At 67.9% G+C, this 23,322-nt stretch carries 31 protein-coding genes and 2 other RNA genes; 20 read left to right on the top strand and 13 right to left on the bottom strand.

The genetic code is table 11. From position 1 onward, the window contains the following. Positions 1 to 44: 44 nt before the first annotated feature. Positions 45 to 1,235: a type III PLP-dependent enzyme gene (locus tag ST3T6A_RS0110990; RefSeq protein WP_019832974.1), complete on the bottom strand. Its 1,191-nt coding sequence runs from the start codon at positions 1,233 to 1,235 to the stop codon at positions 45 to 47. Between the two features lie 136 nt (positions 1,236 to 1,371). Here ST3T6A_RS0110990 and ST3T6A_RS0110995 point away from each other — a divergent pair, with 136 nt between their 5' ends. Next, positions 1,372 to 2,358, top strand: a complete 987-nt coding sequence (locus tag ST3T6A_RS0110995) for a pyridoxal-phosphate dependent enzyme (protein WP_019832975.1) — start codon at positions 1,372 to 1,374, stop codon at positions 2,356 to 2,358. Next, positions 2,355 to 2,543 carry a hypothetical protein gene (locus ST3T6A_RS0111000; protein ID WP_019832976.1) on the top strand — a complete coding sequence of 63 codons (189 nt, stop codon included), beginning with the start codon at positions 2,355 to 2,357 and terminating at the stop codon, positions 2,541 to 2,543. The genes ST3T6A_RS0110995 and ST3T6A_RS0111000 overlap by 4 nt, the downstream gene beginning before the upstream one ends. Before the next feature lie 49 nt (positions 2,544 to 2,592). Here ST3T6A_RS0111000 and ST3T6A_RS0111005 read toward each other — a convergent pair whose 3' ends face one another. Continuing rightward, positions 2,593 to 3,231 (bottom strand): alpha/beta hydrolase, encoded by a 639-nt coding sequence (locus ST3T6A_RS0111005; RefSeq protein WP_019832977.1) that lies wholly within the window; start codon positions 3,229 to 3,231, stop codon positions 2,593 to 2,595. 111 nt (positions 3,232 to 3,342) lie between these two features. On the opposite strand from ST3T6A_RS0111005, the gene ST3T6A_RS0111010 reads away from it, so the two are divergent. From ST3T6A_RS0111010 to ST3T6A_RS0111020, 3 genes are read left to right on the top strand one after another with little or no spacing between them, the layout of a single operon-like run. Next, the gene (locus ST3T6A_RS0111010) at positions 3,343 to 4,410 is read left to right on the top strand and encodes a cysteine desulfurase family protein (protein ID WP_019832978.1); all 1,068 of its coding nucleotides are present in this window, start codon (positions 3,343 to 3,345) and stop codon (positions 4,408 to 4,410) included. Then, on the top strand, positions 4,407 to 5,525 hold the full coding sequence (locus ST3T6A_RS0111015) for a cysteine desulfurase family protein (RefSeq protein ID WP_019832979.1): 1,119 nt from the start codon (positions 4,407 to 4,409) through the stop codon (positions 5,523 to 5,525). Before ST3T6A_RS0111010 ends, ST3T6A_RS0111015 begins: the two co-directional genes overlap by 4 nt. Continuing rightward, entirely contained in the window at positions 5,522 to 5,857 is a 336-nt protein-coding gene (locus tag ST3T6A_RS0111020; RefSeq protein ID WP_019832980.1) for a 2Fe-2S iron-sulfur cluster-binding protein, read from the top strand. The genes ST3T6A_RS0111015 and ST3T6A_RS0111020 overlap by 4 nt, the downstream gene beginning before the upstream one ends. Here the strand turns inward: ST3T6A_RS0111020 and ST3T6A_RS0111025 are convergent. After that, complete coding sequence (locus ST3T6A_RS0111025) at positions 5,854 to 6,252, bottom strand: GFA family protein (RefSeq protein WP_019832981.1); 399 nt, start codon at positions 6,250 to 6,252, stop codon at positions 5,854 to 5,856. The genes ST3T6A_RS0111020 and ST3T6A_RS0111025 overlap by 4 nt on opposite strands. Positions 6,253 to 6,315: 63 nt before the next feature. Between ST3T6A_RS0111025 and ffs the strand changes: the two genes are divergently transcribed. From ffs to ST3T6A_RS0111035, 3 genes are all read left to right on the top strand, one after another. After that, an RNA gene (ffs, locus tag ST3T6A_RS21170) (signal recognition particle sRNA small type) lies at positions 6,316 to 6,413 on the top strand. A 124-nt stretch (positions 6,414 to 6,537) separates the two neighbouring features. Continuing rightward, positions 6,538 to 8,160, top strand: coding sequence for a DNA polymerase III subunit gamma/tau (locus ST3T6A_RS0111030; RefSeq protein ID WP_019832982.1), 1,623 nt, complete (start codon positions 6,538 to 6,540; stop codon positions 8,158 to 8,160). Then, on the top strand, positions 8,157 to 8,477 hold the full coding sequence (locus ST3T6A_RS0111035; RefSeq protein ID WP_019832983.1) for a YbaB/EbfC family nucleoid-associated protein: 321 nt from the start codon (positions 8,157 to 8,159) through the stop codon (positions 8,475 to 8,477). The genes ST3T6A_RS0111030 and ST3T6A_RS0111035 overlap by 4 nt, the downstream gene beginning before the upstream one ends. Before the next feature lie 51 nt (positions 8,478 to 8,528). Here the strand turns inward: ST3T6A_RS0111035 and ST3T6A_RS0111040 are convergent, their stop codons facing one another. The 4 genes from ST3T6A_RS0111040 to ST3T6A_RS0111055 all read right to left on the bottom strand — a co-directional run bounded on the left by ST3T6A_RS0111040 (position 8,529) and on the right by ST3T6A_RS0111055 (position 12,057). Beyond that, positions 8,529 to 9,275: a class I SAM-dependent methyltransferase gene (locus ST3T6A_RS0111040; RefSeq protein ID WP_019832984.1), complete on the bottom strand. Its 747-nt coding sequence runs from the start codon at positions 9,273 to 9,275 to the stop codon at positions 8,529 to 8,531. 39 nt (positions 9,276 to 9,314) lie between these two features. Beyond that, positions 9,315 to 10,022 (bottom strand): monofunctional biosynthetic peptidoglycan transglycosylase, encoded by a 708-nt coding sequence (gene mtgA / locus ST3T6A_RS0111045; RefSeq protein ID WP_019832985.1) that lies wholly within the window; start codon positions 10,020 to 10,022, stop codon positions 9,315 to 9,317. A gap of 110 nt (positions 10,023 to 10,132) precedes the next feature. After that, positions 10,133 to 11,041, bottom strand: coding sequence for an RNA polymerase sigma factor RpoH (gene rpoH / locus ST3T6A_RS0111050; RefSeq protein WP_019832986.1), 909 nt, complete (start codon positions 11,039 to 11,041; stop codon positions 10,133 to 10,135). 59 nt (positions 11,042 to 11,100) lie between these two features. Beyond that, the gene (locus ST3T6A_RS0111055; protein WP_019832987.1) at positions 11,101 to 12,057 is read right to left on the bottom strand and encodes an RluA family pseudouridine synthase; all 957 of its coding nucleotides are present in this window, start codon (positions 12,055 to 12,057) and stop codon (positions 11,101 to 11,103) included. Between the two features lie 18 nt (positions 12,058 to 12,075). Here ST3T6A_RS0111055 and ST3T6A_RS19945 point away from each other — a divergent pair, with 18 nt between their 5' ends. From ST3T6A_RS19945 to ST3T6A_RS0111110, 12 genes are all read left to right on the top strand, one after another. After that, the gene (locus ST3T6A_RS19945; RefSeq protein WP_037538368.1) at positions 12,076 to 12,480 is read left to right on the top strand and encodes a Mov34/MPN/PAD-1 family protein; all 405 of its coding nucleotides are present in this window, start codon (positions 12,076 to 12,078) and stop codon (positions 12,478 to 12,480) included. Positions 12,481 to 12,562: 82 nt separating this feature from the next. Further along, on the top strand, positions 12,563 to 13,210 hold the full coding sequence (locus ST3T6A_RS0111065) for a histidine phosphotransferase family protein (RefSeq protein WP_019832989.1): 648 nt from the start codon (positions 12,563 to 12,565) through the stop codon (positions 13,208 to 13,210). A gap of 57 nt (positions 13,211 to 13,267) precedes the next feature. Then, a complete protein-coding gene (locus ST3T6A_RS0111070; protein ID WP_019832990.1) occupies positions 13,268 to 15,616 on the top strand; it encodes a chemotaxis protein CheA in 2,349 nt (782 codons plus the stop codon). A gap of 4 nt (positions 15,617 to 15,620) precedes the next feature. Continuing rightward, on the top strand, positions 15,621 to 16,055 hold the full coding sequence (locus ST3T6A_RS0111075; RefSeq protein ID WP_019832991.1) for a chemotaxis protein CheW: 435 nt from the start codon (positions 15,621 to 15,623) through the stop codon (positions 16,053 to 16,055). 72 nt (positions 16,056 to 16,127) lie between these two features. Continuing rightward, complete coding sequence (locus ST3T6A_RS0111080) at positions 16,128 to 16,493, top strand: response regulator (RefSeq protein WP_026359628.1); 366 nt, start codon at positions 16,128 to 16,130, stop codon at positions 16,491 to 16,493. A 64-nt stretch (positions 16,494 to 16,557) separates the two neighbouring features. Then, the gene (gene cheB, locus ST3T6A_RS0111085; protein ID WP_019832993.1) at positions 16,558 to 17,625 is read left to right on the top strand and encodes a chemotaxis-specific protein-glutamate methyltransferase CheB; all 1,068 of its coding nucleotides are present in this window, start codon (positions 16,558 to 16,560) and stop codon (positions 17,623 to 17,625) included. Continuing rightward, complete coding sequence (locus tag ST3T6A_RS19950) at positions 17,616 to 18,470, top strand: CheR family methyltransferase (RefSeq protein ID WP_157602772.1); 855 nt, start codon at positions 17,616 to 17,618, stop codon at positions 18,468 to 18,470. The genes cheB and ST3T6A_RS19950 overlap by 10 nt, the downstream gene beginning before the upstream one ends. A 40-nt stretch (positions 18,471 to 18,510) precedes the next feature. Beyond that, the gene (locus tag ST3T6A_RS0111095; protein WP_019832995.1) at positions 18,511 to 19,221 is read left to right on the top strand and encodes an N-acetylmuramoyl-L-alanine amidase; all 711 of its coding nucleotides are present in this window, start codon (positions 18,511 to 18,513) and stop codon (positions 19,219 to 19,221) included. A gap of 43 nt (positions 19,222 to 19,264) precedes the next feature. Continuing rightward, positions 19,265 to 19,633, top strand: an RNA gene (gene rnpB / locus ST3T6A_RS20945) — RNase P RNA component class A. Positions 19,634 to 19,663: 30 nt separating this feature from the next. After that, the gene (locus tag ST3T6A_RS0111100; RefSeq protein WP_019832996.1) at positions 19,664 to 20,311 is read left to right on the top strand and encodes a YoaK family protein; all 648 of its coding nucleotides are present in this window, start codon (positions 19,664 to 19,666) and stop codon (positions 20,309 to 20,311) included. A gap of 52 nt (positions 20,312 to 20,363) precedes the next feature. Then, positions 20,364 to 20,897, top strand: a complete 534-nt coding sequence (locus ST3T6A_RS0111105) for a J domain-containing protein (RefSeq protein WP_019832997.1) — start codon at positions 20,364 to 20,366, stop codon at positions 20,895 to 20,897. Then, a complete protein-coding gene (locus ST3T6A_RS0111110; protein WP_019832998.1) occupies positions 20,894 to 21,268 on the top strand; it encodes a hypothetical protein in 375 nt (124 codons plus the stop codon). Before ST3T6A_RS0111105 ends, ST3T6A_RS0111110 begins: the two co-directional genes overlap by 4 nt. A gap of 1 nt (position 21,269) precedes the next feature. On the opposite strand, the gene ST3T6A_RS0111115 is transcribed toward ST3T6A_RS0111110, so the two are convergent. From ST3T6A_RS0111115 to ST3T6A_RS0111140, 6 genes are read right to left on the bottom strand one after another with little or no spacing between them, the layout of a single operon-like run. Then, positions 21,270 to 21,692, bottom strand: a complete 423-nt coding sequence (locus tag ST3T6A_RS0111115) for a hypothetical protein (RefSeq protein WP_051103448.1) — start codon at positions 21,690 to 21,692, stop codon at positions 21,270 to 21,272. Beyond that, the gene (locus ST3T6A_RS0111120) at positions 21,689 to 22,102 is read right to left on the bottom strand and encodes a SufE family protein (protein WP_019833000.1); all 414 of its coding nucleotides are present in this window, start codon (positions 22,100 to 22,102) and stop codon (positions 21,689 to 21,691) included. The genes ST3T6A_RS0111115 and ST3T6A_RS0111120 overlap by 4 nt, the downstream gene beginning before the upstream one ends. Positions 22,103 to 22,162: 60 nt before the next feature. Beyond that, entirely contained in the window at positions 22,163 to 22,396 is a 234-nt protein-coding gene (locus ST3T6A_RS0111125) for a hypothetical protein (protein WP_019833001.1), read from the bottom strand. 30 nt (positions 22,397 to 22,426) lie between these two features. After that, positions 22,427 to 22,681 (bottom strand): hypothetical protein, encoded by a 255-nt coding sequence (locus ST3T6A_RS0111130; protein WP_019833002.1) that lies wholly within the window; start codon positions 22,679 to 22,681, stop codon positions 22,427 to 22,429. Positions 22,682 to 22,714: 33 nt separating this feature from the next. After that, positions 22,715 to 22,972 carry a hypothetical protein gene (locus ST3T6A_RS0111135; RefSeq protein WP_019833003.1) on the bottom strand — a complete coding sequence of 86 codons (258 nt, stop codon included), beginning with the start codon at positions 22,970 to 22,972 and terminating at the stop codon, positions 22,715 to 22,717. Between the two features lie 20 nt (positions 22,973 to 22,992). Further along, entirely contained in the window at positions 22,993 to 23,322 is a 330-nt protein-coding gene (locus tag ST3T6A_RS0111140; RefSeq protein WP_019833004.1) for a hypothetical protein, read from the bottom strand.

A 23,322-nucleotide genomic window follows, 5' to 3' on the forward strand; every position in this document is an offset into this window, starting at 1 on the left:
CCGAAGCCTGCGCCGGGGTAGGGGATTGTTGTTGGCCGAAGCCCTTACAGCTTGATGACGCGCCCGGCCAGCTTCGCCGGTTCGGCAAGCTCGATGTAGAGGCTGGCCATCGGCTCGTCTTCCACGATCACCGTCTCACCGTTGGTGAAGCCGTTGAACGCAGTACGCATGGCCGAGCCATAGGCGCCGAGCATGCCGATCTCGATATAGTCGCCCGGCTGCACGTCGGCGGGCAGCTCGAACGGGCCGGCCATGCGATCCATGTCGTCGCAGGTCGGGCCGTAGAAGCTGAAGCCCATCGTCTTGGCATGGCTCTCCGGCTCGCGCAGGAGCGTGACCGGGAAACGCCAGCCGATGTGCGCCGCGTCGAACAGCGCGCCATAGGCGCCGTCGTTGATGTACAGCTCGTCGCCACGGCGACGCTCCACGCGGACCAGCACCGAGGCATATTCCGCCGACAGCGCACGGCCCGGCTCGCACCACAGCTCGGCCGAGTAGGACACGGGCAGGCTCTCGAAGCCCTCGTGGATGACGCGGAAATACTGCTCCAGCGCCACCGGCTCCATGCCCGGGTAGACCGACGGGAAGCCGCCGCCGACGTCGATGACGTCCACGGTGACAGCCGCCGACACGATCGCCGCGCGAACGCGGGTCAGCGCCTCGGCATAAGCCGCCGGGCTCATCGCCTGCGAACCGACGTGGAAGCAGATGCCGAGCGCGTCGGCGACCTGGCGGGTCGCCATCAGCAGCGGGGCGGCATCGGCCAGATCCACACCGAACTTCGACGCGAGGCTGAGCTTCGAGTGATCCGAAGAGACGCGCAGACGCACGCAGAGCGTCAGGTCGGTCGCGCCCTTGGTGGCGCGGACGATCTTGTCCAGCTCTTCCTGGCTATCGAGCGAGAAGGTGCGCACGCCATGCGTGAAATACGCCTCGGCGATGGCTTCCTCAGCCTTCACCGGGTGCATGAAGCAAAGCGTCGCTTCCGGCAGCGTGCTGTGCACGAGCCGGACCTCGGCGATCGAGGCCACGTCGTAATGCGTGACTCCGCCTTCCCAGAGATTGAGAAGGAGATCGGGCGAGGGGTTCGCCTTCACCGCATAGAGCGACCGACCCGGAAACTTCTCCGAGAAGAAGCGGGCGGCACGCTGCGCGGCGTGCGGACGAACGAGCGTGACCGGCTGAACCGGACGGAGGGACGAAGCTACCCCCAGCGCGCTATGGTGCTTGTGCAATTCAAGGGACCTCCAAGTGCCTAACGGCATACGTTGACGAAAAGCTGCCTTGCGGTTGGAAGTCCCATGGGGCAGCGAGGGGCGCGATATACGTATCCCTGACCCCCCTGTAAAGCCCTACTCAAGCCTTTGGAGAATGGTGATTTTCCCGATCGAATCACAGGAAGATGCGGCGATGCGTGCGCCATCGCTGTCAGGCATCCGTTCAGCGGCGGCCGCTTTGGCTGGAATTGGGGTCAAAACGCCCCTGATCGAAACCGAAATTCTGGGCGAAACGGTCTTCATCAAGGCCGAATGCCTCCAGCGGACGGGGAGCTTCAAGCTGCGTGGCGCCTGGTGGCGTCTTTCGTCCATTCCGGAGGCGGGGCGTGCGGCCGGCGTGGTGGCGTTCTCGTCGGGCAACCATGCGCAAGGCGTCGCCTGGGCGGCGCAGCGTCTTGGGATGCCGGCGGTGATCGTGATGCCGGCTGATGCGCCTGCCGCAAAGGTCGCGGGCACGCGCGCGAGCGGGGCGGAGATCGTCTTCTACGATCGGCTGACCGAAAGCCGTGAGCAGATCGCCGCCAAGCTGGCGGAAGAGCGCGGCGCGGTGCTGGTGCCGAGCTTCGATGATCCGTGGATCGTCGAGGGGCAGGGCACGGCGGGGCTGGAGATCGTCGAGCAATATCGCGCCGCCACCGGCCGCGAAGTGGAGCGGATTGCGGTGTGCTGCGGGGGCGGGGGGCTGTCGTCGGGCATCTCGCTCGGCGCGCCGGATGCGGAGATCATGGTGGTCGAGCCCGAAGGCTGGGACGACATGGGCGAGTCGCTGCGCCGGGGCGAGATCGTGCCGGTTGGTGCAAACCCGCCCGCGACCGCCTGCGACGCGCTCCAGACGCTGCGGGTGGCGCCGCTGACGTTCGGTATCCTCAAGGGGCGCGGTGCCGTCGGCGTGGCAGTGAGTGAAGCCGAGGTGGCGACGGCGATGCGCTTCGCCTTCGAGCGGCTGAAGATCGTGGCGGAGCCCGGGGGTGCGGTGGCGCTGGCGGCGGCGCTGGCGGGGAAGGTGCCGCTCAAGGGCGCGGTGCTGCTGGTGTCGGGCGGGAATGTCGATCCGGCGCGCTTCCGGGAGCTGGCGGCGTGATCCTCGGCGGAGGCTTCTTCAGCTTCGCGCTCAGCCTCGCGATGCTGGCGGCGTTCGCGCTCGCCATCGCGGGCGTGATGCTGATCGTGAAGAAGAAGGATCGTCAGCGCGGCCTGCTGATGATCGGGGTCAGCGTGGTGCTGATCCTCAACGTGCTCATCTGGGTGTGGCCGACGAGCGCCTGAATGATCCTGCGTCACCCCGAACCCGGTTCGGGGTGACGTGGGCCGCGCCTTACTTCAGCCGCATGTCCAGATAGCCGTCCACCGACTGCATCAGCTCGGTCATCTCGTCCGCGAAGAAGTGGTTCGCGTGCGGGATGGTGTCGTGGTGGATGGTGATGTGCTTCTGCGTGCGCAGCTTGTCGACCAGCTTCTGCGTCGCGGGCGGCGTCGCCACCTCGTCCGCATCGCCCTGGATGATGATGCCCGACGAGGGGCAGGGCGCGAGGAAGCTGAAGTCGTACAGGTTCGCCGGCGGCGCGATCGAGATGAAGCCGCGCACCTCTGGGCGGCGCATCAGGAGCTGCATCCCGATCCACGCGCCGAAGGAGAAGCCCGCGATCCAGGTCTGCGTCGCTTCCGGGTGGATCGACTGCACCCAGTCGAGCGCGGAGGCCGCATCGGAAAGCTCGCCGATGCCGTTGTCGAACACGCCCTGCGACTTGCCGACGCCGCGGAAGTTGAAGCGCAGCGTCGCAAAGCCGCGGCGCACAAACGTCTGGTAGAGAGCCTGCACGATGCGGTTGTTCATCGTGCCGCCGGCCTGCGGGTGCGGATGGAGGATCAGCGCGACGGGCGCGCGCGGGCGCGGACCGGGGCTGAAACGGCCTTCAAGGCGCCCCTCGGGGCCGGGAAAGATGACTTCGGGCAACTGGCACCTGCTGCGGACGAGCGAATGGGATCGGCCGGCTATGGCCGCGTGAACGCCGTCCTATATAGAAGGGCGACCCTTTCGTGCAATCTTGGAGCTAGAACGGACACGATGGCCGCTCGCATCTATCTTGACCATGCCGCGACGACGCCGCTGAGACCGGCGGCGCGCGCTGCGATGCTGGAGGCCTATGACGGTTGGGCGAATCCTTCCTCCCCGCATGGCGAGGGGCGTGCCGCCCGCGCAGGCCTGGAGGAGGCGCGCCGCAGGATCGCGGAGCAGACCGGCTGGCGCGGCACCATCCTCTTCACGAGCGGGGCGAGCGAGGGGATCGCGATGGCAATGGCCGGCGCCAGGGCCGGCCGGCGGATCGTCTCGACCGTCGAGCATGATGCGGTGCGCCGCCGGGGCGAGGGCGCGGTGCCGCTAATGGTCGATCAGAACGGACAGGTCACGGACGTCACGCTGGCGCTGGCCTTCGAGCAGGCGGGGGAGCGGCCGCTCGTCGCCGTCCAGCTCGTCAACAGCGAGACCGGGGTGATCCAGCCGGCCGCGACGGTCGGCGAAGCGGTGCGCGCGGCGGGCGGGCTGTGGCTCTGCGACGCGACGCAGGCGGTGGGCAAGATGACGCTGCCGGACGCGGACTTCATCGCCTTCTCCGCGCACAAGTTTGGTGGGCCGGTGGGCGTCGGCGCGCTGCTGGTCCGCGATCTCGCGACGCTTTCGCCGACGGGCGGACAGGAGCAGGGCTATCGCGGCGGCACCGAGAACTGGCCCGCCGTCGCCGGCATGGTCGCGGCGCTGGAAGAAGGCCCCGGCTGGATGGAGCGCGTCGTCGAGTTGCGCGCGCATTGCGACAGCGTCATCGCGGAGGCCGGCGGCGAGGTGATCGCGCGGGGGGCCGAGCGGCTGGCGACGATCGGTTCCTATCGGATGCCGGGCATGGCGGCGGCGGCGCAGCTCATCCGCTTCGATATGGCGGGCTTCGCGGTGTCGGCGGGGAGCGCCTGCTCCTCGGGCAGCCTGCGCCCGAGCCATGTGCTCGCCGCCATGGGGCTGGACGAGAGGGCCGCGAGCGAGGTCATCCGCGTCAGCTTCGGCCGCACCACGCGGCGCGAGGATGTCTGGCGCTTCGCTGACCAATGGCGCCTGATCGCGGGCGTCGGGGGCGTGTCATGATCTATCTCGATTATCAGGCGACCACGCCGCTCGCGCCCGAGGCGCGCGCCGCGATGCTGCCGCTCCTGGAGGAGGGCTTCGGCAATCCCCATTCCCCGCATCGCATGGGCCGCGCTGCCCGCGCCGCCGTCGAGCTGGCGCGCGACCGGATCGCGGCGCCGTTCGGGGCCGGCGGGCGGCTGCTCTTCACCAGCGGGGCGACCGAGGCGCTCAACTGGGCGATCAAGGGCATTGCCGACCGGGCGGGGCCGGAGCGCCCTCGCATCGTCACCACCGCCATCGAGCATGCAACCGTGCTCGACACGCTGGAATGGCTGGAGGGGCGTGGAGCCGAGGTGATCCGTCTTCCCGTCGGCACGGACGGCATCGCCGACCTCGATGCGGCGCGGGCGGCGATCGATGGGCGGACGGCGCTGGTGGCGGCGATGTTGGTCAACAACGAGATCGGCACGATCCAGCCGGTCGCCGAGCTGGGCGCAATGGCTCGGTCGGTTGGAGCCTTCATGCTGTGCGACGCGGTGCAGGGCTATGGCCGCGTGCCATTGCCGGTCGAGGCGTGCGATCTGGTGGCGATCTCCGCGCACAAGATCCATGGGCCGAAGGGCATCGGCGCGCTCTGGCTGCGCGATGGCGTGGAGCCGACCCCGCTGCTGCATGGCGGCGGGCAGGAGGGCGGCGTCCGTTCGGGCACGCTGGCGCCGGCGCTCTGCGCGGGCTTCGGCGTCGCGGCGCAACTCGCCTTCGAGCGGAGGGAGACCGATGCCGCTTATATCGAGGCGCTCTGGACGCAGGCGCGCGCCGTGTTGGGCGAGGGTTGGGTGTTGAACGGCTCGACCGAACGGCGCTGGCACGGCAACCTCAATGTCCGCCGCGAGGGGCTGGACGTGGCGCGGCTGATGTCCGAGCTTCGCGATGTGGCCTTTTCCGCGGGCTCCGCCTGTGCGAGCGGTTCCGGGCGGCCGAGCCATGTGCTGAAGGCGATCGGCCTCAGCGACGCCGAGGCACGCTCCAGCATCCGGCTGGGCTTCGGCCGATACACGACGAGCGAGGAGATCGATCGCGCCATGACCCTGATTCGCCAGGCCGCCGAAGCGCAGCGCCGGATGGTGGCATGACGCTGGTCCGCTTCCTCGATCCGCGCGGCGACGTGTCTGCCGAAGTGCAGGCGGCGGCCGGCGAGCGCCTGCTCGACGTCGCCCAGGCGGCCGGTCAGCCTCTGGAGGGGACGTGTGAGGGGCAGATGGCCTGCTCCACCTGCCATGTCATCGTCGATCCGGCCGATTTCGAGGCGCTGCCCCCGGCCTCGGAGATGGAGGAGGACCTGCTCGACCTTGCCGCGCATGTGACCCGCACCTCGCGGCTCGCCTGCCAGATCTGGCTGAGCGACGCCCTGCCGACCCTGACGGTGCGGATGCCCGGCGTCTCGCGCAACATGATGGGGCGCTAGTCCCAGCGTTCGACATGCTCTCCGGCGATGCCGGTCCAGCGATGTCGGCGGCCCTCATAAACGGAACGGCCGGGCGCCGGGAAATCGGGATCGCCAAAGGCCCCGACCGCCACCGCGACCATCTCCGGCTCGGCCTCCATCAGGTAGAAGACGGTCGAGCCACACGTTGGGCAGAAGCGGAAGTGGGCGGTAGTGCCGTCGTCGCCCGTGCGGCTCCATTCGTGGGCGTCGCCGTGGGTCGTGACCTGCTCGGCGCGGAAGCGCGCCTGCACTGCGAAGGCGCTTCCCGATCGCCGCTGGCAATCGAGGCAATGGCAGGCGGAGACGCGCACCGGCTCGCCCTCGCACCGGGCGGTGAGCGCGCCGCATTGGCAGGCGGCGGTTCGGATCGTCATGGAGCGGGACGATACGCCTGAGCGCAGGCACTTGCCAGCACGGTCCGCTTCGACCATATGCGCCGCGGGAGTCGGGCGGACGATGCCGTCGCCAACCCGGTCAGGTCCGGAAGGAAGCAGCCGCAACGATTTCGTATCGGGTCGTTCCGGCTCCCACCGTTTTCTTGAAAATCTGAGGCCTGCAAGAGCGGGCACCGGGCGCGGTCCGGCATTTCCCGACACTGGAACGAAGAGAGGCCATCGCGCCCTCGACTTTGCCGAACCCCACCGGGTAGTCTGCCGGCCATGAGCGAATCTCCCGCCCCCTATCGCGTCCTCGCGCGCAAATATCGGCCGCAGCGCTTTTCGGAGCTGATCGGGCAGGATGCCATGGTGCAGACGCTCGGCAACGCGATCCGTCGCGGGCGCCTCGCCCATGCCTTTCTGATGACCGGCGTGCGCGGCGTGGGCAAGACCTCCACCGCCCGCCTGATCGCCAAGGCGCTGAACTGCATCGGGCCGGACGGGCAGGGCGGGCCGACCATCGATCCGTGCGGCGAGTGCGAACCCTGCAAGGCGATCGCGGAAGGCCGTCATATCGACGTGGTCGAGATGGACGCCGCATCCCATACCGGCGTCGACGATGTGCGCGAGATCATCGAGGCCGTGCGCTATGCGGCCGTCTCGGCGCGCTACAAGATCTACATCATCGACGAAGTCCACATGCTGTCGAAGAACGCGTTCAACGCGCTTCTGAAGACTCTCGAAGAACCCCCTGCACACGTTAAGTTTCTGTTCGCCACGACCGAGGTGAACAAGGTGCCGATCACGGTGCTGTCGCGCTGCCAGCGCTTCGACCTGCGACGCATCCCGTCGACGTTGCTGGCCGGGCATTTCCAGCATGTCGTGGATGCCGAAGGCGTCTCCGCCGAGCCCGAGGCGCTGGCGCTGATCGCGCGCGCGGCGGAAGGTTCGGCGCGCGACGGCCTGTCGATCCTCGATCAGGCGATCGCCCATGCCGGCACCGATGTGACCGGGGTCTCGGCCGCGCAGGTGCGCGAGATGCTGGGCCTGTCCGATCGCGGCGCAGTGCGGCGGCTGTTCGCGCTGCTGCTGGCGGGCGACGCGCCGGCCGTGCTTGCGGCGCTGGCGGATCAGCACGCGCTGGGTGTCGAGCCCTCGGCGCTGTTCCGGGGGCTGCTGGAGGCAGTCCACGGCATCACGCGCGCCAAGGCGGGCGGCATCCCCGATCCGGCCCAGTCGATCGAGGAGCGCGAGGCAATGGCTGAGTGGGCCAGCCGTCTCGGCCATGCGACGCTGCACCGGCTGTGGCAGCTCCTGCTCAAGGGGCTGAGCGAGGTCGAGACGACCGCCATGCCCATGGAAGCCGCGGAGATGGCGCTGCTCCGCGTCGTCCATGCGAGCCAGCTCCCCGATCCGGGCGAGCTGCTACGCCGCCTCCAGTCGGGCGAGCCGATGCCGGTGGTGGATGCCGCGCCATCCATCTCCGGCCCAGCCACCGCGCCTGCTGCATCGATGGAGCCTGTGGCGGCGGCGCCTGTCGCCCCGCCGAAGCCGGTCGCGCCGGAGAGCTTCGCCGATCTGGTCGAGGCGATTTCGTCCCGCCATGCGCATCTGTCGCAGCAGCTCCATGATTATGCGAGCCTCGTGTCTTATGCGCCGCCGGAACTGGCCATCCATCCGCGCCGCCCGATCGACGGCAACATCGCCAAGGCGCTCGACGAGGTGTTCCCGATCGGCTGGCAGGTATCTCTGCGTGAGCAGGCGGCCGCGCCGACGTTGCGCGAGCAGGAGCTTGCGGCGGCCGAGGCGGCTCGTCGCGCCATTCTCGAAAGCCCGCTGGTGGCGGCCGTGACGGCGGCCTTCCCGGGCGCAGAACTCATTGAAGATCAACGGAGTGTAGCATGAACCTCGAAGAATTGATGAAGGCCGCACAGAATGTGCAGGACCAGCTCAGCAAGGCGCAGGACACGCTCGACCATGTCGAGGTGGACGGTGTGGCCGGCGGCGGTCTGGTGAAGGTGAAGGCGACCGCCAAGGGCCGCATCGTCGGCATCGACATCGACGAGAGCCTGCTCGCCCCCTCCGAGAAGCAGATGCTCGAAGACCTGATCGCCGCCGCCTTCAACGATGCGCGCACCAAGGCGGATGCCATCAGCCAGCAGGAGATGAGCAAGATGACCGCCGGCCTGCCGCTGCCGCCGGGCTTCAAGCTCCCCTTCTAAGCTCTTGTGAAAGGGCGGCTTCGCTGATCGCGGGGCCGCCCCTTTCGATTCTCAGCGTGGTTTGCGGAAGCGCAGGACGAACTGGTCCGTCTTCCCCCGGATCGAGGGATCGAAGACATTGGCCGTGTGCGGGTCGGCCGGATTGTGCAGCACGGGCGACTCTCCGTCGAGCTTGAAGCCGGCCGCCAGCACTTCCTTCTTCACCAGCGCTTCGTCGATGCGATGGAGCTTCGACATGCCGGCATCGTCGAGCCCCGCCGGGCCGGCATGGTCCTCGATCACATAGACGCCGCCGGGCTTCAGCGCCTCGAACGCGGCCTTGTTGAGCGCGGCGGTGGCCTTCGCGCCGCCCCAGATGTGGACGTCGTGATAATTTTGCGAGGTCCAGACGAGGTCGACCTGTTCAGGCGCGCCCAGCGAGCCGTTGTTCGCGATCGCGTCATGGACATTGCCCCGGCCGGCCTCACCGACGATCGAGGGTGGCTTGGGCTTGCCCGCCTCAGAGAGCTTTTCGAGATAGACCTCGGGCTGGGCGGCATAGACGCTGCCCTTCGGGCCGACGGCCGCGCTGAACAGCCGCGTAAAATATCCCTTGCCCGGAAGATAATCGATCACGGACTGGCCGGGCTTGATCTGTGCGAAGACCAGCATCTGGGCCGGCTTGCGATCCGTGTCGCGATCCTTGTCGGCGGCGGGGCGGCCGGGATCGGTGATGGCGGCGGTGATTCCCGGCGGAACGGCCATGGCCGGCGTCAGGGGAATAAGAAGGGCGGCAAGCAGGAGCGGACGTGACGTCATGGCATCATTCTCCTCATATGCTTACGGTTTTCAGGCGCCTCAATGGACGCAGGCGTCATAGCCTCCCTGACGCACCGTGGCGATGCGCGTCGCGATCCTGTTGCCATAGCGGCGGACGAAGCCCACTGGCGCCACTGCGCCGCGGACCTTGGGCAGCGGCAGGACGGCGGCGATGCGGGCGGCCTCCACGGGCGTCATGCGGCTCGCGTCATGATGGAAGTAACGCTGGGAGCCCGCGTTGACGCCGTAGGTGCCGATGCCCGTCTCGGCGACGTTGAGATACATCTCCATGATCCGGCGCTTGCCCCAGATCGCCTCGATCAGCACCGTGAACCACGCTTCCAGCCCCTTGCGGACATAGGAGCGGCCCTGCCAGAGGAAGACGTTCTTGGCGGTCTGCTGGCTGATCGTGGAGCCGCCGCGGATGCGCTTGCTGTCCTCGTTATGCTCCATCGCCTTCTGGATCGCGGTGAAGTCGAAGCCATGGTGGCGGCAGAAACCCGAATCCTCCGCCCCGATGGCGGCGCGCGCCATGTTCGGATCGATCTTCGAGATCGGCATCCAATCCTTTGTAATCCCTCGGCCATCCAGCGCGTTGGTCAACATCGTGACGGTGACCGGCGGGGGCACGAAGCGATAGATCGCCACCCACAGCACCGACAGGCCGACGAACCACAGGATCGCCTTGAAGACCCACCGGACGATCCGGCCGAGCGAGAGCGAGGAGCGGGACGTGGTGTCGTGCATGGCGCTTGCGTTAGCGGGCTCGGGGCAGGCTCGACAAGCGGGATCGCGATACGAAAAAAGGGACGCCCGTCGCGAGACGGACGCCCCTTTCGATGTCAGGCCCGATCGGCTCAGGCGGCGGCGGTCAGCAGGCCCCGGCCACCGGCGAGCCGGAGCATCGCCTTCTGGAGCTTGTCGAACGCGCGCACCTCGATCTGGCGGACGCGCTCGCGGCTGACGCCATAGACCTGGGAGAGTTCCTCCAGCGTCTTGGGATCGTCCGAGAGGCGGCGCTCGGCGAGGATGTGCTTCTCGCGGTCGTTCAGATCGCCCATCGCCTCGACGAGCATGTCGTGGCGGACCTCGCCTTCCTCGCTTTCGGCGAGACGCTCGTCCTGAAGCGGGTCGTTGTCGACCAGCCAATCCTGCCACTGGCCTTCGCCATCCTCGCGCATCGGCGCGTTGAGCGACGAGTCGCCGCCCAGCGCCATGCGGCGGTTCATGGAGTTGACCTCGTCCTCGGTCACGCCGAGATCCTTGGCGATCTTGGCGAGATGCTCGGGGTGGAGATCGCCTTCCTCGAACGCGTCGAGGCGGCTCTTCATCCGGCGCAGGTTGAAGAAGAGCTTCTTCTGCGCGGCGGTGGTGCCCATCTTCACGAGGCTCCAGGACCGCAGGATATATTCCTGGATCGAGGCGCGGATCCACCACATCGCATAGGTCGCGAGGCGGAAGCCCCTTTCGGGCTCGAACTTCTTCACGCCCTGCATCAACCCGATATTGCCTTCGGAGATGAGTTCGGACGTAGGCAGGCCGTAGCCGCGATAACCCATCGCGATCTTCGCCACGAGGCGCAGATGCGAGGTCACGAGCTTGCCGGCGGCTTCGGTGTCGCCATGCTCCTGGAAGCGCTTGGCGAGCATATACTCTTCCTCGGCGCTCAGGATGGGGAAGCGGCGAATCTCCGACAGATAGCGGTTGAGACTCTGCTCACCGCCGAGAGCGGGGATGGTCGCGGGGACTTTGCCGTTGCTGGCCATGTTTACTGTCTCCCAGAACCTAAGGACCGACTCGGAAAATCAGTCCTGACTTGCAACCCTTATACACGAAGCTGGCTGAACAGATTGTGCATATCGGGCGGAATTGTGCTTTCCAGTTCCAAAGTCTGGCTTGTGATGGGGTGCACGAAACCCAGATGGGCCGCGTGCAGCGCCTGCCTTGAAAAACCCAACTCCTTCAACAGCCTGGAGTGCCCCGAATGGCCCCGGCCATAAACCGGATCGCCGAGCAGGGCATGGCCGATCAAGGCCATGTGGACGCGGACCTGGTGGGTCCGCCCCGTCTCCAGACGGCACTCGACGAGCGCCGCGTCCTTCAGTTTCGTCTCCAGCCGCCAGTGGGTTACAGCCCGCTTGGCGTGTTGGGCCGTGACGATCGCCATTTTCTTGCGATCATGGGGCGAGCGGGCGAGCGGGGCGTCCACCGTCCCCGCCAGCCGCAGCGGCACCCCACCGACAATGGCCTTATAGCGCCGGTCGATCGTATGCCGCGCGAACTGGACTGCAAGCCCTTCATGCGCGCGGTCGTGTTTTGCAACCACGAGCAGGCCGGACGTGTCCTTGTCGATGCGGTGGACGATGCCCGGCCGCGCGACGCCGCCGATGCCCGAGAGCTGCCCCGCGCAATGGTGGAGCAGCGCGTTCACCAGCGTGCCGTCGAGATTGCCGCAGGCCGGATGGACCACCAGCCCCGCCGGCTTGTCGACCACGATCAGATGCTCGTCCTCATAGGCGATGGAGAGCGGGATGTCCTGCGCCTCGTTATGTGCGGGGCGCGGATCGGGGATCGAGACCGTGTAATGGGTGCCGCCCTTGATCTTGGTGGCGGGATCGCGGATGAGGACGCCGCCCTCCGCCATCACCGAGCCGGCCGAGATGAGCACCTTCAGCCGCTCGCGCGAAAGCTGCGGCAGGGCAGCCGCCAGCGCGCGATCCAGGCGCCAGCCGTCGGAGGCCGGGGGAACAAGGGCTTCGATGTTGGAAAAACCTGAAGACATCCGCTAGCGGATGTGGGGATGGCGATCCGGATTTCAAGAGCCTTGTTCGATTGCCTTATGGCGGAAGCCGCCCTTGCCCCGATGCGCGAGATTTGCGGCCTTCTGTTCGGCACGGACGAGCGGATCGAGGCGGTCGAGCCTGCCCGCAATGTCGCCGTCGATCCCGCGCGCTGGTTCGAGGTGGACCCCGCCGCCCTGTTCACCGCGATTCGGGCGGAAAGAGCGGGCGGGCCCCGGCTGCTCGGCCATTATCACTCGCATCCGAGCGGCGTGGCCGCGCCGTCCGCGCAGGATGCGGCGACGGCCTTCGACGCCGGGCGGCTCTGGTTGATCCTCGGAGGCGGTGAGGCGTTGGTGTGGCGGGCTGTGCCGGGCGGGCCGGTGCAGGGCGCCTTCGAACCCGTCCGTCTCGTCGTCGATTGATGGGAATGGCGGTTGCGCTTGGGGATTCCAGTCGTCACAAGGGCCGCCTTCGTGGATCGGCGTGGAAGGAAGGATACAGGACATGGCGGCGGACGGCATCGAATTTGCGAGCCTGCTCTGTTCCCGCTTGTGTCACGACCTGCTCTCGCCGGTCGGCGCGCTGAACAACGGCATCGAACTGCTCGCCGACGAGCATGACCCCGAGATGCGGGCGCGCTGCCTCGATCTGCTGGCGGAGAGCGCGCGGGCGTCCGCCAACAAGCTCAAATTCTTCCGTCTTGCCTTCGGCGCTGCGGGCGGTTTCGGCGACTCGGTCGACACGCGCGAGGTGCGCGCCGCGATCGAGGGCCTGTTCGGCGGCGACCGTCGTATCCAGGTGGGTTGGATGGTCGGCGACGCGACGCTGGGCAAGGGCGCGATCAAGATCCTGCTCAACCTCGCGCTGATCGCGGGCGATGCGCTGGTGCGCGGCGGCCGACTCGATATCGGCGTGGAGAATGGCAGCGGCTCGACCGAGATCGTGATCCGCGCCGAAGGCCCGCGCATCGTGCTCGATCCGGAGCTTCGCACCGCGCTCACCGGCGGCACCTCGCAGGAGGCGCTGACCCCGCGTGCGTCGGCGGCGTGGCTGGTGTGGCATGTCGCGAACGAGCGTGGCGGCTCGATCATGATCTCCGAGCCCGAGGATGGCGTGCTGATGTTGGGCGCGGCGCTTCCTGCGGGCGGCTAACGGCTTTTTTACCAGAAGCGTTCGATAGCGGCACGGTACAGTCTTGGACCGGAGCCGATGGACGAACTGCTGGCCGAATTCATCGCGGAAACACGCGAGACGCTGGAGCCGCTGGCCGGCGAGATCGTCGCGTGGGAAGCGGCGCCTGCCGATCGCGCGCGGCTCGATGCGATCTTCCGCTTCGTCCACACGGTGAAGGGGAGCTGCGGCTTTCTCGATCTTCCCCGGCTGGAGCGGCTGAGCCATGCGGCGGAGAACGCGCTGGCCGAGGTCCGCGACGGATCGCGGACGCCGGATCGCGCGCTGGTGAGCGCCGTGCTTGCGATCATCGACCGCATCGGCGAGTTGGTCGAGGCGCTGGCCGCCGGCGAAGCCTATCCCGAAGATGGCGACGAGGGCCTCATCCTCGCGCTCGACCATGTCGACATGGTCGAGGAGGCGGCGCCGTCCGCCCCCGCCGTGCTGCATCCGGCGCGGACCCCTCGTGCGCCTGCGCGCAGCATCCGCCTGCCGGTCGAACTGCTCGACCGGATGATGGCGGGCGTTTCCGACATGGTGCTGGCCCGCAACGAACTCTCCCGCCGCCTGCGCGAGCAGGGCGGCGATGCGATGGTGGACGCCGCTTTCGAGCGCCTCTCCACCTGCGTCGCCGAGATGCGCGAGTCGATCACGCGCACCCGGATGCAGCGCATCGACGGCCTGTTCTCCGCGCTGCCGCGCATGGTGCGCGATCTGTCGGCCGAGCTTTCCAAGCAGGTCCATCTTGTGATCGACGGCGGCGACGTCGAGCTGGATCGCGAGATGATCGAGATGATCCGCGATCCGCTGACGCACATCGTCCGCAACGCGATCGACCATGGCATCGAGGAGCCCGCCGCGCGCCAGTCCGCCGGCAAGCCCGCGTCCGGCACGCTGCGCGTCGACGCGCGCCAGTCGGGCAACCAGATCCTGATCGAGGTGGCCGACGACGGTCGGGGCATCGACGACGAGAAGCTGGTCGCGAAAGCCATCGCCGCCGGCATCATCACCCGCGAGCGCGCCGCCGCCATGACCCGCAACGAGCGGCTGGAGCTGGTGTTCGCCGCCGGGCTCTCCACCGCGCGCGAGGTGACGGCCATTTCCGGGCGCGGCGTCGGCATGGATGTCGTCCGGGCCAATGTCGAGCGGATCGGCGGCACGGTCGAGGTGGATACGCAGGTCGGCCGGGGCTGCCGCCTGACGCTGCGCGTGCCGATGACCCTGACCATCATCCCGGCGCTGACCTTCTCGGTCGGCACCGAGCTGTTCGCTATTCCCCGCGCTGCGATCGACGAGATCGTGCGCTCGCGCGGCGGCTCGGTGGAGGTGGAGACGGTCGGCAGCGCGCCGGTCGCCCGCATCCGGGGCGAGCGCGTGCCGGTGGTCGATCTCGGCAAGCTGCTGGGGCTCGATCCTTCCGAGAGGTTCCGTGCCATCCTCGTCGTGGTCCGCGCGTCGAGCGGCGAGCGCTATGCGCTGGCGGTCGACAGCGTGCAGGATCATGAGGAACTGGTCGTGAAGCCCGCCGCGCCTGCGATCATGGCGACGGGCGTGTATGCGGGCACGACGCTGCCCGACAATGGCCGGCCGATGCTCCTCATCAATCCGGCGGGCGTAGCCCATGTGGCGGGTGTCCGCGCACCCGACGCGGCGCTGCCCGCGCGCTCCAACGACGATGCCGAGGATGTCGCCGAGACAGTGCCGACGCTGCTGTTCCGCGCGGTCGACGGCGCGGTGCGCGCGATCCGGCTCAGCCTGGTCGAGCGGATCGAGGATGTCGCGGCGGGTTCCGCGGCGCGGGCGGGCGGGCGGCTTCGCCTTTCGCACGACGGCCGCATCCTGCCGATGTTCGGCTGCGAGGAGGTGGTGCCCGACGAGCATGGCCGCATCCGCGTGCTGCTGCTGGGCGATGGCGAGAACGAGATCGCCTATGCGATCAACGAGGTGATCGACATCCACGACCTGTCACCCGAGATGGTGCCGGCGGCCGAGCCGGGGCCTGTCGCGGGCGTGATGCTGGTCGACGGCATCCAGGTCGAGCTGATCGATTGCTTCTGGCTGTTCGGGCAGGCGGGCGTGCTGACCGGGCCGGGTGAGCGACCGCTCTGCCTGCTCGACAAGTCCGACCCCTGGATGCGCGACGTGCTGCGGCCGATCGTCGAGCAGGCGGGCTATCGCGTCGCCTATGACGGCGAGGCGGGGGAGGCGGAGCCGGCGGTGACGATCCTGTCGGCCGAACGTCCGCCCGATCACCCTCCGGCGCCGGGCGCCTGCGTGGTGCGCCTCCGCGCGACGGCGGACGAGGCCTTGTCATCGCCCGGTAGCATCTATCGCTATGACCGCCATGGCCTCATCGCCGCGCTCGCGGCGGCGCAGGGGCGGAGTTGACGACATGGAAGCGCTGAAGCTCATCGCCCGCATCGCGGACCAGCAGGTGGCCATCTCGGCCGACACCGTGGAATCGGTGGTCGAGGTCGAGGCGATCACGCCGGTTCCGCTGGCCGCCCCGCACATCGCGGGCCTCGCGGCGCTGCGTAGCCGGGTGCTGACGATCATCGACAGCTATGCCGCGCTGGAGATCGGCCGCTCGCCGCGCGAGGGCGTGCTCCAGGCGATCGTGGTGACGATCGACAACCATCTCTACGGCCTGCTGGTCGACGAGGTGGTGGATGTCGCCGCCATCGTCACCGATCCCGAGCCGGTCCATGCCGGCCTGTCGCGCGGCTGGGCACATGCGGCGCTCGGCCTCGTCGAGCATCAGGACCATGCGTTGCTGCTGCTCGATCCGGCGCGGATCGTGGCGGGATCGTCGGCGCTGGCAGCCTGACGGCGTTAACGAGCCAATTACCTGACTGACTTAAATTGGTCGAAACACACGGTGTAGTCCGAGGAAGTAATGATGAAGACCTGTCTCGTTGTGGACGACTCGAAAGTGATCCGGAAGGTCGCCCGGCATATCCTCGAGACCCTGGAGTTCACCGTCACCGAGGCTGGGGACGGGCAGGAGGCGCTCGATCGCTGCCGCACCGATTCGCCCGACGTGGTGCTGCTCGACTGGAACATGCCGGTGATGAGCGGGATCGAGTTCCTGCGCGCGCTCGGCCAGGAGACGTTCGACCGGCGCCCCAAGGTGATCTTCTGCACGACCGAGAACGGCATTGCCCATATCCGCGCCGCGATCGATGCGGGCGCGGACGAATATGTGATGAAGCCGTTCGATCGCGAGACGCTCGAGAGCAAGTTCCAGCTCGTCGGCGTTGCCTGATCTCCGTGGCATGGCGGTGCGACAACCTTATGGACGAAAGGCTAGCGCGCGGCCGATCCGGCTGATGATCGTCGACGATTCCATCGTCGCCCGCTCCGTTTTCCAGACCATCCTCGCGCCCCATCCCGAATTTCAGATCGTCGCGACGGCGAGCACGGCCGATCAGGCGCTGTCGCAGCTCGACGCCACCACCGTGGACGTCGTGCTGCTCGATCTCGCCATGCCGGGCATGGATGGTTTCACCGCATTGCCGGAGATCATCCGGCGGGGCGACGGCGCACGGGTGCTGATCGTCTCGGCGTCGGCGGGGACGGGGGCGGATGCCTGCGTCCGCGCGCTGACGCTGGGTGCCGCCGATACGCTGGAGAAGCCATCGGCGGGATCGTTCGGCGGCAATTTCCGCGAAGGGCTGATCGACAAGCTGCGCCGGATCGGCGGGGATACACATCTTGCAGAGCGCGACGATCATCCGGAGCCGGCACGCGCCGCTCCGCTGCCCGTGCCGATCGCGTTGCGGCCGCCGGTTGCGGGACGGATCGACTGTCTCGCCATCGGCGCCTCGACGGGCGGGCTTCATGCGCTCTCCGAGCTGTTCGCGGCACTGCCGCCGGAATGCGATGCGCCGATCCTCATCACCCAGCATCTGCCGGCATCCTTCATGCCCTATTTCGCCGCGCAGATGACGGAGATCGCGGGTCGTCCGGCTGCCGTCGCACGGGATGGCATCAACCTGCTTCCCGGGCAGATCCTCGTCGCACCGGGCGATGCGCATCTCACGCTCCGCTCGATCGGGGGCCTGCCGCGTGTGCTGCTCAATCATGACCCGGCGCCGTCGGGCTGTTTGCCTTCGGTCGATCCGATGCTGGATGCCGTGGCCGAGCATTTCCAGGAACGCGCCTTCGCCGTGATCCTGAGCGGCATGGGGCGGGACGGTTCGATCGGCGCCCGGCGGATCGTCGAGAGCGGGGGCGAGATCGCCGCGCAGGACCAGGTCAGTTCGGTCATCTGGGGCATGCCCGGCAGCGTGGCGAGCGCCGGACTGGCCTCGACAGTCGCCTCGCCGACCGGCATCGCGACGCGCATCGTCGAGCGCATGGGGGGACGCAGCCTGCGTCGGCCTCCGTGGAAATAAGCGACGGTTCGGTTCGCATTCTGGCCGCCTTGCTGGAGGCGCGCACGGGGCAGCAGCTCGCCCACGGACGACGCTGGCGGATCGAGGCGGCACTGCACCCGCTGATGGGGGAATTGCAGGCGGCCTCGATGGATGCGCTCGTCAGCCGGATCGTCTCGGGCGAGGACCCGCGCCTGTCCGATCGGGCGATCGATGCGCTCCTCAACCACGAAACCTTTTTCTTCCGTGACATCGCCTCCTTCCGCCTGCTCGACGAGCAGGGGCTGGAGCGTATCCGCGCGGCGCGCGCGGCGACCCGGCGGCTGCGCATCTGGTCGGCGGGCTGCTCGACGGGGCAGGAGGTCTATACGATCGCGATGCTGATCGCGGATCAGCCGGAGCGCTGGCAGGGCTGGTCGATCGACATCGTCGGCACCGATCTCTCGGCGAAGGCCATCGCCCGGGCGCGGCAGGGGCGCTATTCCCAGTTCGAGATCCAGCGCGGATTGCCCGTCGTCCAGATGCTCCGCCGTTTCGACCAGATCGAGCGCGAATGGCAGGTTTCCGACGCGCTGCGCGGGATGGTCTGCTTTCGAAACCATAACCTCCTGGCGCCTCCGCCGCCGGGCCTGTTTGACGTCGTCCTGTGCCGCAACGTGCTGCTCTATTTTTCGTCGGACGTGCGCGGGCTGGTGTTCGGCCGGATCGCCAGCGCGATGCCGGAGGACGGCGTCCTGATGCTGGGCGCGGGCGAGACGGTGATGGGCCATACCGACCATTTCGTCTCGGATTACGAATGCCGGGGCCTCTATCGGAAGCGCATCCACGCGCCGTCGCGGACGTCGATGGAGTGTGCGGCGCGGTGAAGCCTTGACGGCGGACAGAGGGCGCGCGAGGTCTCCCGCCATGGCCGGTATCATCGATTGCCCTTCGCCCAATTATGACGAGCGGACGCTGCCCATCTCGATGGTGGTGCTGCATTATACGGGAATGCGGGACGCGGCCTCGGCCTTCCGCCGGCTGACCGACCCCGAAGCCAAGGTTTCCGCCCATTACATGATCTCCGAGGACGGACAGGTCGTCCGCCTCGTCGAGGAGAGCAAGCGCGCCTGGCACGCGGGCAAGAGCTATTGGCGCGGCATCTCCAACGTCAACTCGGCGAGCATCGGCATCGAGCTGGTCAATCCGGGGCACGAGTTCGGCTATCGGCCCTTCCCGGAGGAGCAGATGGCGGCGCTCGTCACACTGATGATGGGCATCGTGCCGCGGTATCGGATCACGCGGGGCAATATCGTCGGCCATTCCGACATCGCGCCAGCCCGCAAGGAGGATCCGGGCGAGTTGTTCGACTGGGAGCGGCTGGCGAAGCTCCGCCTGGCCCTGCCGAGGCCGCGTGCCTTCCTCACCGATCCGCACTGGAGCGACAGCGGCTTCCTGCTGGCGCTGGAGCGTTTCGGCTACGACATCGTCGAGCCGGAGGCGGCGGTGCGCGCCTTCCAGCGCCGCTTCCGCCCCGAGAATCTCGACGGCGTGATCGACGGCGAATGCCGCGCCATCCTGCTCTCGCTGCTGACCGGCGGGGACAAGGCGGCAGCCCTTCGCAACGAGCATCATTGATTTCGCTTTCGTGACGGCGCGCGACGGGCTATCGAGCGCGCCGCCAGAGGGTCGGGCGGCCGCGGCCTCGCGTTAGCGGGGGCGAGGAAAGTCCGGGCTCCACGGAAAGCACGGTGCCGGGTAACGCCCGGCGGGGGTGACCCCAGGGAAAGTGCCACAGAAAGGATACCGCCACGCTTCGGCGCGGTAAGGGCGAAAGGGTGCGGTAAGAGCGCACCGCGGTCCCAGCAATGGGAACGGCACGGCAAACCCCACCGGGAGCAAGACCGAATAGGGATCGCACATGGGGCCGCTTCCGCCTCGCGATCCGGGTTGGTTGCTGGAGGCCGGGAGCGATCCCGGCCCTAGAGGAATGGTCGCCCATCCGATCTCGATCGGTGGACAGAACCCGGCTTACAGACCCTCTGGCGATTTCGTTTGCGAGGCCGTAGCAAGGGCCACGATGCAGACCTTGCCGCTGGAACGACTAATCGCCGCCGTCTTCCTCGCTATCATTGCGGGTTGTGTCGACGCGGTCGGGTTCACTGAGCTGGGCGGCTATTTCGTGTCCTTCATGAGCGGCAATTCCACGCGGCTCGGCCTTCATATCGCCACGCACGAGTGGCGGCCGGCGCTGTTCACCTTCGGCCTCATTGCGCTGTTCGTCGGCGGCGCGGCAGCGGGCGCGCTGATCGTCGATCATGCGGGCCGGGCGGGGGCGGCCGCGATCCTGCTGGTCGAGGCGCTGATACTGGCGGTAGCGGCCACGCTGCTGGACGGGCCGAAGCCGCTGATGGGCGCCGTGATGCTGCCGCCGGCGATGGGCCTCTCCAACGCCTTCCTGCTGGGCGAAGGCGGCGTCCGCGTCGGCCTTACCTATATGACCGGCACGCTGGTGCGGATCGGCACGGGACTCACGGCGCTCGGCACGCCGGGCAGGGGGCGGGCGGTTCTGCTCGATATCATGCTGTGGCTCGCGCTGGTCGGCGGCGTGGTGCTTGGCGGGATCGGGCGGGTCCGGTTCGGTGGGGCGGTGCTGCTCGCGCCGGTTGCGGCGCTCGTGCTGATAGGGCTGGTCGAAGGCTTCGCCCTGCGGCGGCCGCGCGCGTAAAATTTCCGTCTTCGCGGTCGCGAAAACCGCGCTCTGCCCTTACATGGATGGCATGGCACGACGGCAGATCCGATCGAACGACTGGGGCTTTCCACGCTGGCGCGGCTATGGCAGCGAGCGCGGCGCCACGCAGGTGCGCATGTGCGACCGCGAGGGGTGCGACCAGCCGGGCGACCGCCCCGCGCCGAAGTCCCCCAACAGCCCGGAGCGCTGGTGGTTCTGCGAGAACCACGCGGCCGAGTACAACCGCAACTGGGATTATTTCCAGGGCCTCTCCGCCGAGGAGGCGGCCGAGCGCGAGCGCAACGAGCGGCGGACGGCGAACGGCTACACCCAGTCCGCGCATCATAGCTGGGGCGGGGCTGGAGACGGCCGCCGCAGCCGCGACGAGATGCGCGCGCTGGAAGTGCTCGAACTCGAAACCGACGCCGATATCGAGGATATCAAGGCCGCGTGGCGCCGCCTCGCCAAGGCCAACCATCCGGACGTGAACCCCGGCGACGCGGCCGCCGCCGAACGCTTCCGCAAGGCGCAGGCGGCGTGGGACGTGCTGCGCGTCGCCGAAGAGCGCCGGCAGAAGGCATGAGCAAGCCTCCGCGCGACAGCGTGTGGAGCGCGTGGTCGTCCGCGATCCTCGTGTGCGGCAAATGCTCGAAGAAGCTCGACGGTGGTTTCGGCAAGAAGGGCAGGACGTCGCTTGCCAAGCTGCTCCGCAAGGCGGCTGGCAAGGGCAAGATACGCAAGGCTCCCTATGGCGTGGTCGAGACGCGCTGCCTCGGCATCTGTCCCGGCCGGGCCGTGGTGGTGCTCGATGGTGCGAAGCCTGACGAGTGGCTGCTGATCCGCGAAGGAACGCCGATCGAGGAAGTCGGCGAGCGGCTGGGGCTGGCGATCCCCGAGAAAGGCGACAAGCCGGAGCGAGGCTGGAGATTTCCCCGTTTATCGATCCGGGGCTGATTTACTCGTCGCTCTCGCTGTCGGGCACGGGGTCATGCCCCGAGATGCGGCGGGCGAGCGCCGCCGTCGCCGTATAGTCCCCGAAGTCGCCCGAAAGCTGGAGCACATGCTCGCTGCCCAGCGAGTCGGACGGGCTTTCGCCCAGCGGCTTGCCGTCGAGCGTGCAGGGCACCCGCGCGCCCTGTGCGACATGGATCGCGGCGGCGGCGGCCGGGGTCAGCGTGATCATCAGCGAAGGCTTGCCCGCCATGTCCGGGATGGCGCGCGCGTCGAGCACGTCCTTCGCCGCAATGGGGTGGCCGGCGGCGGTGAAGACGCCGGTCGGATAGGCCTTGGCCTTCACGACGGCCGCGGCCGATGCGCTGCCCGCCAGCAGCAGGGCCGCTCCCAGGGCCAGGAGGAGGCGCTTACGCACGATCATCATGCCTTGGCATAGCGCGCGGCGGTCTGGTGGATCAACGCGATCATGTTGGGGATGCCCTGGGTCCGGTTCGAACTCAGCTGATTCTTGAGGTCGAAGGGGGCCAGCGCCGCCGCGATGTCCATCTCCGCGATCTCCTCGGCCGGCTTGTCCTGCACGGTCAGCAGCACCAGCGCGATGATCCCCTTGGTGATCGCCGCATTCGAGTCGGCGAGGAAGTGCAACCGTCCGCCTTCGGGCTGGGTGGGATAGACCCACACCGCGGCCGAGCAGCCCCGCACCAGCGTGGCGTCGGTCTTGAGCGCGTCGGGCATGGGTTCCAGCGCGCGGCCCAGGTCGATCAGGAGGCGGTAGCGGTCGTCGGCATCGAGGAACTCATATTCCTCGCGGACATCATCGAGCGTCGCGGTCATGGGAGGCGGTTAGCAGGCCCGGGCGCCTCGAAAAAGAGCAAGAGGGAAAAGGTGCCGGGATCAGAGATCGATCCCGGCGGCAATGGCCTCGAGCTTGCGGATGCGCTCCTTGAGGTCGGCCAGCTCGATGCGGGCGCCGGCAGGCGGCGGCGTGGTCAGCTCGCGGTCGTTGGTGAGGGCGAGGCGCTGGAGGTCCAGCCAGCCGCGCCAGCCGCTGAGCGCCGCCGCGGTGAGCATGGCCAGGCCGCCCAGGCCCGCGATCGAAAGCGTGATGATGGAGAAAGTCTCGGTCATCGCTACTGTCCTTGGATGTGCGCGGGCCGCTTACGGGCGGTCGCGCAGGGACTCGATCTCGCGATCGAGCGAACTCGAACTGTCGGTGGCGATCCGCTCCAGCGTGGCGACGCGCGCCTTGAGCTGGCGGATTTCCTCGCGGAGCGCCTGAGCCTCGGGATCGGGGCCAGGACGGGCGACCATCTCCTCGCCCTTCCAGCGGCGCACCACGCCATATTTGGCCCTGAGCACGCTGGCGATCGCTCCGATGGCGACGATCGCCACAACCATCTCGAACGGGTTCATCTCTTACTCTCCCTGTCTTCAGTGCAGGATTGTCTAGTTGAGGGGCTGATCGCGCAGCCGCTCGATCTCTTCGGCAAGGTTGGTGGAGCGATCGGTGATGATGCGCTCCAGAACGGCCATCCGCTGCTCCAGCCTCTCGGTCTTGGCGGCGTATTGCGCGGCCTTCTCAGCGGTCTGGGTGGACATCAGTTCGAGCTGCCGCTCCTTGAACCTGATCCACATCTTGAGGATGCCGCCGACACCGAAAACGAGGATCGCGGTGACGGGGATGATGAAGGGGCTGAAGAACATCGTTCGCGTCCTTTGATCCGTCAGTTGGCCGGGCCGCGCAGCGTGTCGATCTCGCGATCAAGACGATAGGCGCCGTCGGTGACGATCCGCTCGACATTGGCGAGCCGATCCTTGAGCGATCCGATCTCGGCGCGGAGCTGGGCGTTTTCCTGCGTCAGCAGCTTCACGCGCTCGTCCGTCTCGGTGTTGCGAAGGGGATGGATCGCCTTTCCCCAGCTACTCTCCAGCGGATAGCCGTTGCTGATCCGCAGCCATGTCGTGAACACCCATCCGGCAATTCCGGCGAAGGCCACGATCAGCCCGCCCAGCAGGATGAAAGGGAGCAACTGCATGAAAGCGTCATGTGCCAT

This window comes from Sphingomonas sp. PR090111-T3T-6A (genome assembly GCF_000383095.1).
In the GTDB taxonomy this organism is placed as follows: Bacteria; Pseudomonadota; Alphaproteobacteria; order Sphingomonadales; family Sphingomonadaceae; genus Solisphingomonas.